The following is a 15,894-nucleotide window of genomic DNA, read 5'->3' as shown; positions in this document are numbered from 1 at the left end:
ATGTGGATCCCCCCGCTCGTCAGGCGGCATCGCTCTCTCTACCGATGGCCCGAAGGGTAATCGAAGGCCGACTCGTCTGGCAAACGATTAATTAACCATCCTTCGCGCCAGTCCCGATCTGGGCCAGTCCCTGCCCCGCGGGTGACATCCCCGATGGGAGCGACAGCTGGCGGCTGGCGGCTGGCGGCGGTCAGCCCGAAATGCCGAGCCGGTCGAGCGACCGGTCGAGCATCAGCAATTGCCATAGCAGGCGCGAATTGTCGGCCCGGCCGGCGATATGGGCCTCGGCAATGCGCGAAAGCTGCGCGGCATCGAACCATCCGGTGCGGGCGAGGCGCGCGCCGGTGGCGATCGCCCGCGCCTCCCCCGCCAGGGGCCCGCGCAGCCACTGGGCGATCGGGGTAACGAAGCCCTGTTTGGGCCGGAACAGCACGTCGTCCGGCAGGTATCGGCGCATCGTATGCTTGAGCAGCCACTTGCCCTGTCGCCCCCTTATCCGCTGGCGGAGGGGCAACTGGGCGGCAAATTCGATCAGCCGGTGATCGAGCAGCGGCTCGCGCGCCTCCAGGCTCACGTCCATGCTGGTGCGATCGACCTTGGTCAGGATGTCGCCGGGCAACCAGAACTTGAGATCGGCATATTGCGCCCGGTCGAGGCCACTGCGCGCCGGGGCCGCGCGCATCGTGCGCACGAAGGCGTCTTCGGCGCGATAGCCGTCGAGCCTCCCGGCGAAGCTGTCGGCATAGAGGCGCGCGCGCATCTCCGCCGGCACGACGCCCACGGCACGCGCATATCCCTCTGCCCCGTCGCGGGCGAGCGAGAGCAGGGTCGCCTTGGCCCTGAGCGGGCGCGGCGCCCAGTCGGCCTTGGGCCAGGCGGCACCGAGCGCGCCGAACATCGGGCCGCGCAACGCGCCGGGCAGGACCGCGCGCGCCTGCTCCTCGCGGGCGTGAAAGACCTGCCGCCGATAGCCGGCAAACGCCTCGTCCGCCCCGTCGCCCGAGAGGGCGACCGTCACGTGCTCGCGCGCGAGCTGGCACACGCGCCAGGTCGGCAGGGCGGACGCATCGGCAAAGGGTTCGTCGAACATCGACGCGATCCGGTCCGCCGCCGCGAAATCGTCGGGATCGACCGAGCGGGCGTGGTGATCGGTCCCGAACAGCCGGGCGACCTTTTCCGCGTGTCGCGTCTCGTCCAGTTCGGCCACGTCGAACCCGATCGAACAGGTGCTGACCGGGTCGCGGCTCGATTCCGCCATCAGCGCGACGACCGAGGACGAATCGACCCCGCCGGAAAGAAACGCGCCCAGCGGCACGTCGGCCACCATGCGCGATCCCACCGCCTCGCGCATGTGGTGCAGCAGTTCGGCCGAAAGGTCGGCCGTGCTGCCGCTGCGCCGATGGCTGAAATCGACATCCCACCACTGCACCGGCGGCGGGGGCGGCGCCTCGTGGCGCAGGACCTGGTAGTGCCCGGCCGCGAGCTTGCCGACGCCCTTCAGGATCGAACGGTGATCGGGGACGTAGCCCCAGGCAAGATAATCGTCGATCGCCAGCGGATCGACCTCGCGCCGCAGGAGCGGATGGGCCAGCAGGCCCTTGAGCTCGGAAGCGAAAGCCACGCTGCCATCGCTGAGCTGCGCGGTGAAAAGCGGTTTCACCCCCAGGCGGTCGCGCGCCAGCACGAGTTCCCGGCGCCGGGCGTCGTAGAGCGCGAACGCGAACATGCCGTGCAGGCGCGCAAGGCACTCGACGCCCCAGCGCGACCAGGCGGCCAGGATCACCTCGGTATCGCCATCGGTGCGGAACTGGGCACCCCCGGCCTCCAGCTCGCGGCGAAGCTCCCGGAAATTGTAGATCTCGCCATTGAACACGATCGCCGCACGGCCATCGGCCGAATGCATCGGCTGGGGCGAGCCGGCGATGTCGATGATCGACAGCCGGCGGTGGCCCAGCCCGACCCCGGGGCCGGTCCAGACGCCCGACCCGTCTGGTCCGCGATGGGCGAGCGCGTCCGTCATGCGCGCGACGCGCTCGGGATCGACCGGCTTGGGGGTGCCGCAATGGAAAATCCCGGCGATGCCGCACATGGCCCGGCCCTTATCGCAGGCCGGCCGCGCGGTCCATCCACGCGTCGCGTCCGCCCATCGCCGCGACGAAGCGGTCGATCGCCGCCGCGCTTTCATCGGCGGGCCTCCCTTCCACGGACAGGATCAGGGTTGCCGTCGGCTGCCGCCGCAGCAGGAGCCGGCTGGCCATCGCCTCCAGCTTGAGCCGGGCGGCGCTGCCGGTCGTGAGATCGCCCGAGCGCCAGGTCGTTTCCGCCACGCGCCGCAGGTTGCCATGGGCGAGGAGGACCGCGCCCGCGGCCTGCGGCATGCTGCGCCCCGGTTCGACCCAGCGCCAGGGCGTGTCGGGAACCAGCGCCCCCTCGCCATAAGCCGAAGCGTCGCGGGCATCGTCCTGCGCGGCATAGAGCGCGTAGAACAGATCGACTTCCTCCCCCGCCTCGCTGCGATAGCGCGCGATCCGCCGGTGCGCCGCGCCGGTCGCGCGCGGCATCCAGGGCACCTGCGGGGCATAGTCGACCCGCTCCCATCCCGGCACCTCGGGCAAGGCGAGGCGTGCAGGCACCTCGGCCTCGACGCGCGCGGCAAGCCCGGCCCAGAGCGCGAAACCGCCGGCAAGCGCGAGGACGGCGGCCAGCGCCGCGCCGGCCGGCATTGTCGCGCGGCCCAGCCGGTCGAGCAGGCGCGAACGCTGCAGCCTTTCGACATCGACGCCCGGGTCCTCCGGATCGCGGTCGAACCAGCGCCAGGTAACGCCCAGCAGGACGGCGACGACCAGCGCGAAGAATATCCAGCCGTAGAAGATGTGATCGAAGCCCTCGGCAAATTCGATCCCCTGGAACTGGGCGATGTAGATCGTGCCCCAGGCGCGCACGCCGTTGGCGAGGATCGGCAGGGACAGCGCGAAAGCCAGGAAGGCGATACGCCGCCCCCAGCCCCGGAAACAGGTCTGCGCGATCAGAACCCCGAGCGCCAGCATGGCGACGAGGAACTGCACGCCCGAACAGGCTTCCGCCACCTCGAACAGGCCGACGGGCGTATCGATGAAGACGCCTTCTATATGCGCGGGAACGCCGCTGACGCGCGTCAGCCAGATCACGATGTCCGCCGTGATCATCTGCAGGGCCGGCACCAGCTCGTCGCCGAAAGGCACGAGGAAGAGCATGTAGGCCAGCGGAAACAGCAGCGCCGCCGCCACCCGCGGGCCCAGCAAGGCCGGAACCGCGGCCTGCAGGGCGAGGACGGCGCCCAGCTGGCTGGCGCTGTTGACGCCCGCCAGGCGGCCCAGCAGCCACAGGAACAGTGCGCCCGCCAGCGCGGCAAGGCCCGGCCACCAGGCGCGGGGCACCAGAGCGCCGACCTGCCGGCGGCGGACCCAGGCCAGCCAGCCCACGATCAGCGGCACGAACAGGACGTGGTTATACGTGGAAACGTTCCACCACTTGCCCGCCATCGTCGCCCAGTCGGCGGCGGCGACGACCGCCAGCGCCAGCCAGGCGAGCGCGATCCGCGCCAGCGGCTTGCGCCAGCCGGCAGGGATCGCCTCGACGAGAGCGTCCCTGCGCCAGGAGAGCGCGGCATCAGGCGGCATCGCGCTGCCTTCCGGCCGGTTCGCCGGCACCCAGGATCGCCGGCAGCGGGGAGAGCATCGCCGCCCATCCCTGCTCCGCCTGGACGAAAGCGCGCGCCGCCTCGCCCATCGCCCGCGCCGCGCAGGCGTCGCCAAGCAGGGCCAGCGCCCGGTGCGCGAGCGCCGCGTCGTCGCCTGCGACGGCAAAATGCGCGCCGTCCTCCGCCTCGATCCCGGTCGCCGCCTCGGGCGTCAGCACTACGGGGCGGGCCATGGCCATGGCTTCGAGTACCTTGTTCTGGATCCCGCGCGCGATCGCCAGGGGGACGAGCACCAGGTCCGCCGCGGCAAGGAAGGGGCGCACGTCGGGTACCTCGCCCCAGACGCGCACGCCGGCATTCCGGTCGAGCGCGCGGACCTCCGCCGTGGGGGCACGCCCGACGACGTGGAAGGTCGCGCCGGGATGGTGCCGCCGGATCGCCGGCAGGATATGCTGCGCCGCGCGTTCGACCGCGGCGACATTGGGGGCGTAATCCATCTGCCCGGTGAAGACGACGTGCGGTCCGGCCGCGTTCGCCAGCGCCGGATGCGGCCCGGTGCCTGCCGGATCGAAGGCCGCGGTATCGATTCCGTTGCGCAGCGCGCGGACATCGGCGGCCGCGCGATCGCCCAGCCGACTGCGGAAGAGGGCCGCTTCCGCCTCGCTGACGAGCAGCGTGGTGGCCGACCGGCGGGCGAGGCGCGCCTCCTCGCGCGACAGCAGCCGCGCCTCGCGCCGGTCGATCCAGGCGCGCGGCCCGCGCCCCTGCCGGCCGTATGCTTCGAACTTGGCCGAATCGACGTCGCACAAGTCGGTGACCACCCGCCCGCGGAAGTCGTCCGGGACGTATTGGCCCATCTGGCCGGAGAACACGAAGATCGTCGATACGGGCCGTTCCGCGATCGTGCGGGCGACCCAGCGGCGCAACCGGCGATCGTCGAAGGCCGCGAGGCTGACCGGGATGCCGCGCACCAGCGCCTCCGCCCCCGCCAGCGCCAGGCTGCGCCTGCGCCGCACGAGGCAATGGCTGGCGGCCAGCGCGGCCAGCGCGCCGCCCTGTGCCATGTCCTGCTCCGTCTCGCCGAGGCAGCCGACATGCACCGGGGCGATACGCGCAAGCGCGGCAAGAAGGTGGTGCGAACGGATCTTGTCCCCGCGATCGGGGGGGAACGGGACCCGGTGCGCGAGGAAGAGGATCTCTCCCTGCATCAGCCGAGTCCGCGCGCGATCGGCGGGCCGAGGCGGTTGGCGACCGACAGCGGAAGCCGTTTCCACAGCGCGATCTTGGCCGAATAGCTGTCGTTCGTCGGGTCGATGTCGCGCCGCGCGCTGCCGGGGGCCGACCAGTGGGCATATGTCAGCGGCTCGGGCGTGAAACCCCAGTTCTTCTTGTAGGCTGCCGGCCCGCTGCCCGTCTTCGACCGGCCGAAATCGAACCGCGTACAGCCGCGCCGCCGGGCGTGGAGCATCAGTTCGTAATACATCCGCTCGTTCGCGCGCAGATGCCGCGCAGCGAAAGTTCCGCCGCCCCAGTAGGGCATGACCGTGCCGCCGTGGTAGAACGAAAGCACGCTGGCGACCGGGCTTTCGCCGTCGAACACGGTCAGGATGTCCCCCTCCAGCACGTCGAGCGCGGCATCGAACAGGCTGCGCGGGAAAACCGGCGTGCCCAGGTTATGGACGCTTTGGCAGTAGACCGCGTAGTGCGCGGCGCGATCGCTCTCCCCCCGCCCCACCCGAACGGCGAGATCGCCGGCCAGGCTCTTGCGCACTTCGGCGCGCTGCTTGCGCGGAATGGCGAGCAACTGCGCCTCGTCATCGGCGACAAGCTCTGCCACGAAGCCGAGGTGGCGGTCGGAGCGGCTTTCCCACCCGGCGGGCACCGGTCCGCCCCGCAGCTCCACCGTCGGGCAAGAGCGGCGGCTCGCGAGTTCGCATGCAGCGGCCGCGAGACGTTGCGCCGTCTCGCCGTCTGCCGACAGGATTCCCCCGCCGACGCCGAAGCCGCTGGAAACCAGCGCCCGGCCGAAGATCGGCGAATGCACTTCGGTCAGCGGCAGCCATCCGGCGATCTGCCCCCGGCGGCGGGCGACAATGCCCAGCGCGCGCTGCCCGGTGCCGCGCTCCACCGCGCAGAGCCAGGCCGGCCGGTGGAAGGGCGTTGCGCCCCGCTCGGCCGCGAACCCCTCGATCCGCGCCGCCTGCGCCGGATCGTGCGGATCGGCCAGGGCCAGGCCGTCGCCGGTCATGACGAAGGGGGCGTTCATGCCGCCAGCGGGACCGCGGCCTGCGCCTCGCGGCTGGCGATCTCGTCCATCCGCCCCCAGGCGAACTCGTGCACCAGCTCGCGCAGCTTCGGGGCCATGCGGGCCAGGTTGGTGTAATGGCGCAGGCGCGACTTGATCGGGGCCCCGGCCACGCGCGGCTGTTCAGGATCGATCTCCCACGGGTGGAAGTAGAACACTGCCGGTCGTCCCTCGCGCCGGTTCACCTGGCGAATGGCCCAGCGCGAAAAGCCATAGGGCAGCACGCGGAAGAACCCGCCGCCGCCTGCCGCAACCCGCCGGCCGCCCAGGATCGCGGTGGTCACCGGGATCTCGACCATGTCGGCCCCGGCCACGGGGCGGAAGGCGAAGCGAGGCGCCTCGCGCCAGCCGTAGTGGTCGTGCGCCACCGGCGCCACGCTGGAGGAATAGCGATATCCCTGTTCGGCCAGCTCGGCATGGGCCCATGGCGTGCGGGCATCGATCGAGAAGCTCGGCGCGCGGTAGCCGGTCACCGCCTGTCCCGATGCATCCTCCAGGATCTTGCGCGCGCGCACGATATCCTCGGCGAACTGCCCCCGGTCGAAAGTGAACACGCGCGCGTGGTCGAACCCGTGGCTGGCCAGTTCGTGGCCGCCCTCGACGATCCGCCGCATCAGGCCGCCGTTGCGCTGCGCGACCCAGCCGAGCGTGAAGAACGTCGCCTTGACCCCAGCTTCCGCGAACAGGTCGAGGATGCGCGCGACATTGTCCTCCACCCGCAGGGCGAGCCCGTCCCAGTCGCCGCGATCGATCACGTTCTCGAACGCGCCGACCTGGAACCAGTCCTCGACATCGACGGAAAGGCCGTTGACGATGGGTTGTCCGGCCATGGGGCGCCTCCTCAGGCCGCGACGCGGGGCGGCTGTCCGGTCTCGATCCACTCGATCAGCATCGCGAGCACTTCGCGCACCGATCGTTCCTGCTCGTCCAGCCGGCGGCCGAAGCCTTCGATCCGCTCGACCAGTTCGGCATCGCGTTCGTCGCGGCCGCTGTCGACCGATTGCGACAGCTCGATCACCGCCTGTTGCAGCTCCGCGATCTGCGCGTCGCGTTCGGCCAGCATGGCGACCAGGTCCACCGGCGGCGTCGCCGGCTCGGCCGCGGGCTCGTCCCCCGCCTCGGGCCGCGCGGCATGCTTGACCGGGCCTGCTGCCGGGGCCGGCCCCAGCTTGGGCATCGGGCTCGGCGCGGCCTCGGGGAAGGCGTTGTCGCTCTGCATTTCGTTCAGCACGGCGCGCAGCATGGCGCTGTCGATCCGCGTACGCTGCTCGACCGCACCCAGCAGCAGGAGGCGCGTGGCCACCTGGTTGACCTTGCGCGGAATGCCGCCCGCCGCCTGGTGCAGCTCGGCAAAGACGCGCTGGTCGAACTCGGGGTTGCCGTCCCAGCCGACGCACTGGAGGCGATGCTTGAGATAGGGCTCGATCTCGTCCGCGCCCATCGGTTCGAGGTGGTGGGTCGCGATCACGCGTTGGCGCAGTTGCTCCAGATCCGGGTGTTCGGCCAGGACCTGGCGGAATTCCGGCTGGCCCAGCAGCAGGGTCTGGAGCAGGGGGTGCGAGCCGAGCTGGAAGTTCGACAGCATCCGCAGCTCTTCGAGCGCTTCGACGCTGAGGTTCTGCGATTCGTCGACCACCAGCATGCAGCGGCGGCCGCTGCGCGCCTCCTCGTGGAGGAAGGCCTCGATCGCGCCGAGCGCGCTGGCCTTGTCATGCCCCTCGATGTCGAGGCCGAAGCTCTGCGCGACGACGTGGACCAGTTCCTCCCCGTCGAGATTGCTGGTCACGACCTGGCCGACCGTCATCTGGCTGGGGTCGATCTTCTGCATCAGGTGCGCGACGAGGGTGGACTTGCCCGCCCCCACCTCGCCGGTGATGACGATGAAGCCTTCGCCCTGCGCCATGCCATATCCCAGGTAGGAGAGCGCCTTGCGATGGGTCGTGCTCTCGAAATAGAAATTGGGATCGGGCGTGAGCTGGAAGGGGCGCCCCGTCAGGCCGTAGAAATCTTCGAACATCGGTATTTTACCCCTCAGAAATCGTAACGCAGGCCGAGCAGCGCGGAGGCGGACGTGTAGTTTTCGATCGTCGCCTCGCTGTCCAGGTGGTCGATCGCCACGGCCGCGCGGGCCGACAGGCGATCGGTGATGGAGCGGCGATAGGCGGCCGAAGCGCCCAGCGCAAAGACGTCGCCCTCGGCGGAAAAGCCGCTCTTGATCCAGTTGGCATAGACGTTGCCGGCGAAGCTGGCGTTGCGGCCGAGCTGGGCGTCGAGATAGTAATTCACCCAGTATGCCTCGTCGACGACGCCGTCGGCATCGGCCAGGACCGTGCCCGGCGCGGCAATGAACTTGCGCCGCTGGTACCCGGCGCCGACCCCGGTGCCGATCCGGCCCATCTGCACGCCATAGCTGGCGGCGACCCCGCGCGAACGGAACACCGACGAGCGGACCGAGCCGAGAATGCCGCCGAGGCAATTGGCGCCTTCGTCGCTGCCGACGCAGCCGGTGAAATCGCCGCTCAGCGCGTTGCGCGCGGCGCTGAACTCGGTCGGCAGGTTGGCCAGGGCATTGTTCAGCAGCCCGCCGAAGCCCGAAACCGTGTCGTAGACGGCGACGTTCACGTTGCTGCGCGCATCGGGCGCCCAGGCGAACGTGCCGTAGTAAGTGGTCGAATCGTAACGCCGGCCGACGTGCGCCTCCAGCGCGGTGCGCGTGCTGGGGCGCCACATCACGCCGACATCCCAGATCAGGCCGGACACGTCGTAGGCGATCTGCCGCGGCGCGCTCTTGTCGGTAACCAGGCGCCCGTCGTCGCCGATCACCGGGTTGCCGTCGGCATCGCGCACCGCATCGCGGCTGGAAACCTCGACATCCTCGTAACCGACCCCGCCGACGAGGGCGAGGTTGCGGCCCACCGGCACCTGCACGTCGCCGCGCACGAAGCGGTCGCGAACGCGCTGGTCGAGGTTCGACACGTCTTCCTGCACCCAGCCGCCGCCGACGCCGAGGCCGACCGGCAGGGGCTCGCCGGGCTTGGTGCCGAGATGGAAACCGGCGCTCTGCACCAGGCTGTCGTCGAACACGTCGACCGGGTCCTGCCCGGGTTCGAGCGCGATCGCGTCGGGCGCTTCCACCCGGGTGTAACCGATGCGATAGTTCGCGTTCACTTCGACGTCGCCGGCGCGGGTGTGCAGGTTCGGCCCGGCATAGGCCGAATAGATCCGGCTCTCGCTGTCGTCGCCCACGCGCGGGTTGATCGTCGTGCCGCCGTTGCCGTCCACCCGGGTGCGCGCCGCCATCGCCCCGCCCTCGACCGTCAGCGCCCGCGGAACCACGGTGGCATAGCCGCGCGCGACCCCGCTGACCGTGTCGGAATCGAGCGCATCGTCGCCGTAGCCGAAATTGCGTTCGTAGCGCAGCGAGATGGAGCCGCCGTTGTTGCGCCCCGTCACGCTGGCATCGATCCCCGCGGCGACCTGGCTGTAGGTCACGACGTCGTCGCCGGGCGAGATCTCGGCCACGAGGACCTGCGACGCCTCGATATAGGGCGCGATCGTGGCGCGGCGATCGCCGCGCCCCTCGGCAGCGTCCTCGCTGGCCGTCTGCTGGGCCATTGCCGGCGTCGCGCAGGCGATCGCCGCCAAAGCGCTGGCCGAAAGGAAATGGCTGCGTTTCATCGGGTTACTCCCCGTACCCATAGTAGGTTCCGAACTTCCGGCCGCTCGGGCTGAAATGCGCGTCGTTGAGCATGAGCTTGACGTCGGGGCAGGCGGAAAGCAGCTCGACCGCGTCTTCCAGCGCGCTCTGCGCGGTCGAATCGGCGCGCGCGACAAGGACCGCCTGGCCGACGTGCTTGGCCAGCTCCGCCGCGGGCGATGCGGCCAGGGCGGGCGGGGAATCGAAGATCAGGATGCGATGCGGCGCGCCCATGCTCAGCCGGTCGAGCACTTCGGCCGTCCGGCGGCTGGCAAGGTATTCGCTGTCCGAATTGGTCTGGTTCCCGGCCGGCAGGACCCAGAGGCCGGGAATATCGGTCCCGATCACCAGGTCTTCCGGCGCGATCCCGTCGTTCGCCAGGCAATCCATGAAGCCCGGCCCCTTGGGCAGGCCGAACGTCGACAGGATCGACGGCTTGGCAAAGTCGGCATCGATCAGCAGCACCTCGCTGTCGCGCTCGGCCGCCAGGGCAATCGCGAGATTGCTCGCGCAGAAGGTCTTGCCTTCGCCCGGATGCGGCGAGCAGATCAGCACGCGGCGCGACCGGGCCGTGCCGGCCTGGCTGGCGCTTTCCAGCAGGCGCCGCTTGACGATGCGGAATTCCTCCACCAGCGCGTTCACCGCGCCATCCGGCACGATCAGCCCCTGATCGCGCAGCAGCTCGCGATCGACCGCGAACCGCTTGCCCTGCAGGGCGACGGCGCCGACCTGGCGCTCGATCGTCAGCTGCGACGGGGGCAGCGTCGCCGGCACGCCGGCCTGACGGGCCTCGCCCCCGGATTCGACTGGCCCGGGATCGGCCGGCGCGGGTACGGCCGACGCCTGCGGCGCTGACCCGGCCTCGTCGGCCGGGGGTGCGGGCGCCTCGGTCTTTTCCTCCGCGCGCCGGCGGACCTTCGCCCGCTTCATCTTGTCTTCGGCCAGGCGATGGGGAACCGGCGCGGGCATGAACGGATCGAAGCCGAACGCACCGCTGGCGCGTTCGAGCAGCGAGCTTTCCTTCGCCTCGTCGTCGGGAGAGGGGATCTTCTTGTGTTCGGTCATTGTCCTCTCCTCATCCCACCATGCCGCGCTGGACGAACTCGACCACCAGCAGGAGGACGCAGACGCCCGCCAGCGAAGCGCAACCGGCAGCGAACATCCGCATCCGCTTGCGCGCGAGCGCGCGCCCGGCGTCGGTCAGCGTGTGCGAGATCGTGCCGATCACCGGCAGGCCCAGCGACCGCTCGAGCTTCGCCCCGGTGGCGAACGTGGAACGGATCTGGCTGAACGCGAAGGCCGCCCCCACGCCGGCACCGACGCCGACGATTAGCACGCCGATCAGCAGGATCGGCCGGTTGGGCGCGGCCGGCGCGCGCGGCGTGGACGGCGGATCGATCACCTCGAAGCTGAATGAACTGCGCTCGCTTTCCACCTGTCCGCGCAGGCGCATTTCCTCGCGGTCCTGGAGAAGCTCGTCGTACTTGCGCTTGAGAACCTCGTAATCGCGGCTGATCCGGTTGGCCTCGGCCGCGACCGCGGGCTCGTCGGCCTGGCTCGCCATCATCGCGCTGAGGTCTGCCTGGAGCGCGGCCTTGCGCGCCATCAGCGCCTGGACGTTCGCATCGCGCTCCGCCCGGATCGCGACGAGCGAGCTGTAGGCAGGGTTGACCGTGCCGCCGGCACCGGGCCCCTCGTTCGCCGCCTGGCGTTCGAGCAGGTCGATCTGCCGCTGCAGCGCGGCCACGTCGGGATGGTTGGCGGTCAGGCCGCGCGCCTGCAGGGCGGCGAGCTGCGAGCGGGCCTGGATCAGCGCGCCGCGCGCACCGCCGCCTTCGCCGGCGGTCACGATGGTCCGCGGGGTGCCCGCAATCTGGCCGTTGACGGCTGCCAGCGCGCTCTGCGCCGCGGCGAGATCGGCATCGACGCCGCGCATTTCCGCCCGCAACTGCTGGAGCCGGGTCGAAAGCGTCGCGGTGCCGCCGATCAGTTCGGGATGCTCGGCCTCGAACGCCAGGCGCCGCTGTTCGGCCGCCTCCAGCTCGCGCTTGCGATCTTCCAGCTGCTGGTCGAGGAAGACGATCGTGTCGGCGACTTCGCCCCGGCTGCCGGCGATGTTCTCCTCGCGGAAGATGTCGATCATCTTCTGCACGACATCCTGCGCCAGGGCGGCGTTCTGCGCGTCCGACAGGCTCGATTCGCCGATCTGGGCGGTGATCTCGAACAGGTTGTCCTCGGTGCTGACGACCTTGACCTTCTCCGCCAGGCCGGCGACCGTGCGTTCCATCTGGGCGGGGGAGGTCACATCGGCGCCGAGGCGGGTGGACCGGACGACCTTTTCCAAGTTGACCGAACTCGCCAGCGTCTTGCGCACGCGTTCGATCTCGTCCTGGCCGGCGTTGGCGATGCCGATCTGTTCGGACAGCACGTCGTCGAGCTGCACGAAGACCCGCGCTTTCGATTCGTAGGTGTTCGGAATCATCGCGACCGCCAGCCAGCCCAGCAGGCACACGCCCCAGGCCACGCCGAGGACGAGCCAGCGCCGGTGCCATGCCGAATGGAGCGCGGCCTGCAGCTCTTCGAAAACCTCGTTCATCTGCGCGGGGCCTTCCTCAGAACATGCTTTCGGGGATGATGATCACGTCGCCCGGCCGCAGCATGACGTTGGCCCGGCTGTCGCCGTCCTTCAGCAGGTCGCCCAGCCGCAGCGCATATTCGCGCTGGCGCCCGGCCTGCTTGTCGAACCGGATCAGCTTGGCGCGGTTGCCCGCGGCGAATTCGCTGAGGCCGCCGACCGCGATCATCGCGTCGAGCACCGTCATGTTCGCGCGGTAGGGGATCGAGGCCGGCTGCTCGGTCGCGCCGATGACGCGGATCTGCTGGCTGAACGTGCCGGCGAAATTGGTCACGATGACCGAGACCAGCGGTTCCTCGATATATTGCGAAAGCTGCAGGCGGATGTCTTCTGCCAGCATCGCCGGCGTCTTGCCCACCGCCGGCATGTCGGCGACCAGCGGGGTGGTGATCCGCCCGTCGGGGCGGACCTGGATCTTCTCGGCCCCCAATTCGGGGTTGCGCCAGACGTGGATCGTCAGTTCGTCCAGCGGCCCGATGACATATTCCTCGCCCGGCCCTTCCTGCATGGCGACGAACGACGCGGGGGGCAGCTCGGTGCCGCCGCCACCGGCGCAGCCGGCCAGCGAGACAGCCGCCAGCGCGCTGCCGGCGAGACGAAGGGATAGTCGGTCGATGGGCATCGATGCACGTCCTTGCCTGTCGGGCGGGTATTGCGATCGACAGGCAAGGAGCGACCTCGCCTGCCGCACCCGCGGTTCACAGGCTCGCTTCCTCGCGAAAAAGGGTGAACATTACGTTAGCCTTTGTCGCCCGGCTTGCGGGCGGTCCCGGAACGGGACGGTCGTTGCGCAAAGGTTAAAACCGGTGCGCTAGACCATGACCTCGCGCGCCGGGCCCTGCCCCAGGAACTGCGCCGGGGAAGCCGTCGCGCCGTAGGCACCGGCGCAGAACACGGCCACGAGGTCGCCCACTTCGGCCCGCGGCAGGTGCGCCGCGTCGGCCAGGCGGTCGAGCGGGGTGCACAGGCACCCGACGACGCTCGCCTCCTCCTCCGGCGCGGCATCGAAGCGGGTGGCGATCGCCAGCGGGTAATTGCGGCGCACGACGGTGCCGAAATTGCCCGACGCGGCAAGCTGGTGGTGCAAGCCGCCATCGGTGACGAGGAAGACCTGCCCGTGGCTCACCTTCCGGTCCACGATCCGCGCCAGGTAGACGCCCGCTTCGCCGACCAGGTATCGCCCCAGCTCGATGCACAGCTCGGTCTGCGCGAGGCCGGGGGGCAGGTCCGCCAGACGCTGTTCGAGCGCGGCGCCGATCGCCTCGATGTCCAGCGGGGTGTCGCCGTGGAAATAGGGAATGCCGAAGCCGCCCCCCATGTTGAGCTTGGGCAGGTCCGCCCCGATGTCCGCGGCGAGCCGGGCGGCCAATTGCAGGACATTGGCCTGGGTCTCTATGATCGCCTCGGCATCGAGCGCCTGGCTGCCGGTGAAGATATGCAGGCCGCACCATTGCGCGCCTTCCGCGATCAGCTCGCGCCCGAGCGCGGCCACGCGGTCCTCGTCTATGCCGAACGGCTTGGCCCCGCCGCCCATCTTCATCCCCGAGCCGCGCAGCTCGAACGAAGGGTTCACGCGGATCGCCAGCTTCGGCGCGACCCCCAGGCGCGCGGCAATGTCGAGCGCGCGGCGGGCCTCCCCCTCGGATTCGAGGTTGATCGTGCAGCCGGCGGCGATCGCCTGTTCGAGTTCGCGATCGCGCTTGCCCGGCCCGGCGAAACTGACCCGGTCGGCCGCGACCCCGGCTTCCTGCAAGCGGGCCAGTTCCCCGCCCGAGGCGACATCGAACCCGTCGACCAGCCCGGCCATGAAGCCCAGCAGCGGCGCGAACGGGTTGGCCTTGATCGCGTAGTGCAGCCGCAGGCGCGGCGGCATGGCGGCGCGCAGTGTCTCCACGCGCCGGGACAGGCGGTCGCGCGAATAGACGAACAGCGGCGTGTCGCCGGCCTCGGCCACGATCTCGCCGGCCTTGCGGCCGCCGATCGCCAGTTCGCCGTCGATCGATTCGAAGACTGCGGGAATGGGGCCGAGCGGTTTCATGCCGCCACCTCCCGCGCGATGGCCGCGCGGTCAAGCTTGCCGTTGGGATTGACCGGCAGCCGCTCGCGCCAGTGGATCGCCTGCGGCTGCATGAAAGTGGGCAGCTGTTTCGCGAGCGCGGCCGGCAGGCGCGCTTCGGCATCCTGCGCGTCGGGCGCGGCGCGCGCGACCAGGTGGACCGCCTGCCCCAGGCGGTCGTCCGGCACGCCGAGGGCCACCGCCTCGGCCACGAGGCCGGTCGCGATCGCCGCGTCTTCCACTTCCTGCGGGCTGATGCGGTTGCCCGCGCTCTTGATCATGGCATCGCGCCGGCCGACGAAATAGAGCAGGCCGTCGGCGTCGCGCCGGACCCTGTCGCCCGACCAGACCGCGGTGCCGCCGTAGCGGGAGGACGCGGGCGCCGCGCGAAACCGCTCCGCGCTGCGTTCCGGGTCCTGCCAGTATCCCTGCGCGACCAGCGGGCCGCAGTGTACAAGCTCGCCCTCCTCGCCCGGCTGCGCGACCTCGCCAGCGTCGTCGATCACGATGATCTCGGCGAAAGGGATCGCGGTGCCCATCGAGGTCGGGTGGCTTTCCACCAGCGCCGGATCGAGATAGGTCGAACGGAAGGCCTCGGTCAGCCCGTACATCGGAAAAAGCATTGCCTGCGGGAAGATACGGCGCAAATCGCCCACCAGGTCGACGGTCAGCGCGCCGCCCGAATTGGTCAGGCGCCGCATCGACGCCACGGCTTCGGGCGGCCAGTCGATCTCTGCAAGCTGCACCCACAGCGGCGGCACGGCGGCCAGCGTCGTGATGCCATGGCGCGCGCAGGCCTTCGCCACGTCGCGCGGGAAGAGATAGTCGAGCGGAACCGCCGAGCCCCCGGCATACCAGGTGCAGAGCAGCTGGTTCTGGCCATAGTCGAAGGCCAGCGGCAGGACGGCCAGCGTCACGTCGTCGCTTGCCATCCCGAGGTAGTGCGCCACGCTGACCGCGCCCAGCCACATGTTCGCGTGGCTCAGCATAACCCCCTTGGGCCGGCCGGTCGAACCGCTGGTATAGAGGATCGCGGCGAGATCGCCGGGGTCGGCGGACGACGGCTGAAGGGCCTGCGTTACGGCGGAGACCGCGGCCAGGGCATCCCCTTCGGTCATGGTCGCGCAGGCGGCGGGCACATCGCCGTCCTCCAGCGTGCCCAGCCGCGCCGCCGTGCCGAGGAGCAGCTCGGCCCCGCTATCTGCAAGAATGTGCGCCACCTGCGCGCGCTTGAGCAGCGGGTTGACCGGAACGTGGACCAGCCCGGCCCGCGCGCAGGCCAGCGGCAGCAGGCAGGTCAGCTCCCCCTTCGCCGCCCAGCTCGCGACCCGCGCGCCCGGAGTCGGCACCTGGGCCTGCAGCCATGCCGCCATGCGGGCGACACGGGTTCTTAAGTCCTGGTAGCTAAGCGTCCCCTCGCGCAGGACGAGCGCCGGCGCATCGGCCGCGCCGCGTTCGGCGAGATGGTCGAGCGGCCTCGGGGTCGGATCGGGTGCGTCGGACATGGGTTCTTTCGAGGAGT

12 protein-coding genes are annotated in these 15,894 nt (G+C 70.4%); all 12 read right to left on the bottom strand.

The genetic code is table 11. The features are described from left to right. Nucleotides 1-190 precede the first annotated feature (190 nt). On the bottom strand, nt 191-2,089 hold the full coding sequence (locus GRI72_RS02240) for an XrtA/PEP-CTERM system amidotransferase (protein WP_160732285.1): 1,899 nt from the start codon (nt 2,087-2,089) through the stop codon (nt 191-193). Nucleotides 2,090-2,099: 10 nt separating this feature from the next. Further along, complete coding sequence (gene xrtA, locus GRI72_RS02235; protein WP_160732284.1) at nt 2,100-3,659, bottom strand: exosortase A; 1,560 nt, start codon at nt 3,657-3,659, stop codon at nt 2,100-2,102. Next, nucleotides 3,649-4,887, bottom strand: coding sequence for a TIGR03087 family PEP-CTERM/XrtA system glycosyltransferase (locus tag GRI72_RS02230; protein ID WP_160732283.1), 1,239 nt, complete (start codon nt 4,885-4,887; stop codon nt 3,649-3,651). The genes xrtA and GRI72_RS02230 overlap by 11 nt, the downstream gene beginning before the upstream one ends. After that, the gene (locus tag GRI72_RS02225; RefSeq protein WP_160732282.1) at nt 4,887-5,945 is read right to left on the bottom strand and encodes a FemAB family XrtA/PEP-CTERM system-associated protein; all 1,059 of its coding nucleotides are present in this window, start codon (nt 5,943-5,945) and stop codon (nt 4,887-4,889) included. Before GRI72_RS02225 ends, GRI72_RS02230 begins: the two co-directional genes overlap by 1 nt. Then, entirely contained in the window at nt 5,942-6,814 is an 873-nt protein-coding gene (locus GRI72_RS02220) for an XrtA system polysaccharide deacetylase (protein ID WP_160732281.1), read from the bottom strand. Before GRI72_RS02220 ends, GRI72_RS02225 begins: the two co-directional genes overlap by 4 nt. A gap of 11 nt (nt 6,815-6,825) precedes the next feature. Further along, the gene (locus GRI72_RS02215; protein WP_160732280.1) at nt 6,826-8,001 is read right to left on the bottom strand and encodes an XrtA/PEP-CTERM system-associated ATPase; all 1,176 of its coding nucleotides are present in this window, start codon (nt 7,999-8,001) and stop codon (nt 6,826-6,828) included. 14 nt (nt 8,002-8,015) lie between these two features. Continuing rightward, the gene (locus GRI72_RS02210) at nt 8,016-9,662 is read right to left on the bottom strand and encodes a porin family protein (RefSeq protein ID WP_160732279.1); all 1,647 of its coding nucleotides are present in this window, start codon (nt 9,660-9,662) and stop codon (nt 8,016-8,018) included. A gap of 4 nt (nt 9,663-9,666) precedes the next feature. Next, nucleotides 9,667-10,746, bottom strand: a complete 1,080-nt coding sequence (locus GRI72_RS02205) for a P-loop NTPase family protein (RefSeq protein WP_160732278.1) — start codon at nt 10,744-10,746, stop codon at nt 9,667-9,669. Nucleotides 10,747-10,756: 10 nt separating this feature from the next. Next, a complete protein-coding gene (locus tag GRI72_RS02200; RefSeq protein WP_160732277.1) occupies nt 10,757-12,277 on the bottom strand; it encodes an XrtA system polysaccharide chain length determinant in 1,521 nt (506 codons plus the stop codon). 16 nt (nt 12,278-12,293) lie between these two features. Beyond that, nucleotides 12,294-12,938: an XrtA/PEP-CTERM system exopolysaccharide export protein gene (locus GRI72_RS02195; RefSeq protein ID WP_160732276.1), complete on the bottom strand. Its 645-nt coding sequence runs from the start codon at nt 12,936-12,938 to the stop codon at nt 12,294-12,296. 189 nt (nt 12,939-13,127) lie between these two features. After that, complete coding sequence (locus tag GRI72_RS02190; protein ID WP_160732275.1) at nt 13,128-14,354, bottom strand: pyridoxal-dependent decarboxylase, exosortase A system-associated; 1,227 nt, start codon at nt 14,352-14,354, stop codon at nt 13,128-13,130. Continuing rightward, nucleotides 14,351-15,877 (bottom strand): acyl-CoA ligase (AMP-forming), exosortase A system-associated, encoded by a 1,527-nt coding sequence (locus GRI72_RS02185; RefSeq protein ID WP_160732274.1) that lies wholly within the window; start codon nt 15,875-15,877, stop codon nt 14,351-14,353. The genes GRI72_RS02190 and GRI72_RS02185 overlap by 4 nt, the downstream gene beginning before the upstream one ends. Between the last annotated feature and the right edge of the window lie 17 nt (nt 15,878-15,894).

Origin of the sequence: Pelagerythrobacter marinus (genome assembly GCF_009827515.1) — a bacterium.
Classification (GTDB): Bacteria; Pseudomonadota; Alphaproteobacteria; order Sphingomonadales; family Sphingomonadaceae; genus Pelagerythrobacter; species Pelagerythrobacter marinus.
Note: the sequence above shows the minus strand (reverse complement) of the source record. Positions and strands in the feature narration are given on the sequence as shown.

Bases quoted from the DNA above. Each gene is read 5' to 3' on its own strand.
- GRI72_RS02230 (WP_160732283.1), bottom strand. From the start codon at position 4,887: ATGCAGGGAGAGATCCTCTTCCTCGCGCACCGGGTCCCGTTCCCCCCC.
- GRI72_RS02185 (WP_160732274.1), bottom strand. From the start codon at position 15,877: ATGTCCGACGCACCCGATCCGACCCCGAGGCCGCTCGACCATCTCGCC.
- GRI72_RS02205 (WP_160732278.1), bottom strand. From the start codon at position 10,746: ATGACCGAACACAAGAAGATCCCCTCTCCCGACGACGAGGCGAAGGAA.
- GRI72_RS02220 (WP_160732281.1), bottom strand. From the start codon at position 6,814: ATGGCCGGACAACCCATCGTCAACGGCCTTTCCGTCGATGTCGAGGAC.
- GRI72_RS02225 (WP_160732282.1), bottom strand. From the start codon at position 5,945: ATGAACGCCCCCTTCGTCATGACCGGCGACGGCCTGGCCCTGGCCGAT.
- GRI72_RS02210 (WP_160732279.1), bottom strand. From the start codon at position 9,662: ATGAAACGCAGCCATTTCCTTTCGGCCAGCGCTTTGGCGGCGATCGCC.
- GRI72_RS02195 (WP_160732276.1), bottom strand. From the start codon at position 12,938: ATGCCCATCGACCGACTATCCCTTCGTCTCGCCGGCAGCGCGCTGGCG.
- GRI72_RS02200 (WP_160732277.1), bottom strand. From the start codon at position 12,277: ATGAACGAGGTTTTCGAAGAGCTGCAGGCCGCGCTCCATTCGGCATGG.
- GRI72_RS02215 (WP_160732280.1), bottom strand. From the start codon at position 8,001: ATGTTCGAAGATTTCTACGGCCTGACGGGGCGCCCCTTCCAGCTCACG.
- GRI72_RS02240 (WP_160732285.1), bottom strand. From the start codon at position 2,089: ATGTGCGGCATCGCCGGGATTTTCCATTGCGGCACCCCCAAGCCGGTC.
- GRI72_RS02190 (WP_160732275.1), bottom strand. From the start codon at position 14,354: ATGAAACCGCTCGGCCCCATTCCCGCAGTCTTCGAATCGATCGACGGC.
- xrtA (WP_160732284.1), bottom strand. From the start codon at position 3,659: ATGCCGCCTGATGCCGCGCTCTCCTGGCGCAGGGACGCTCTCGTCGAG.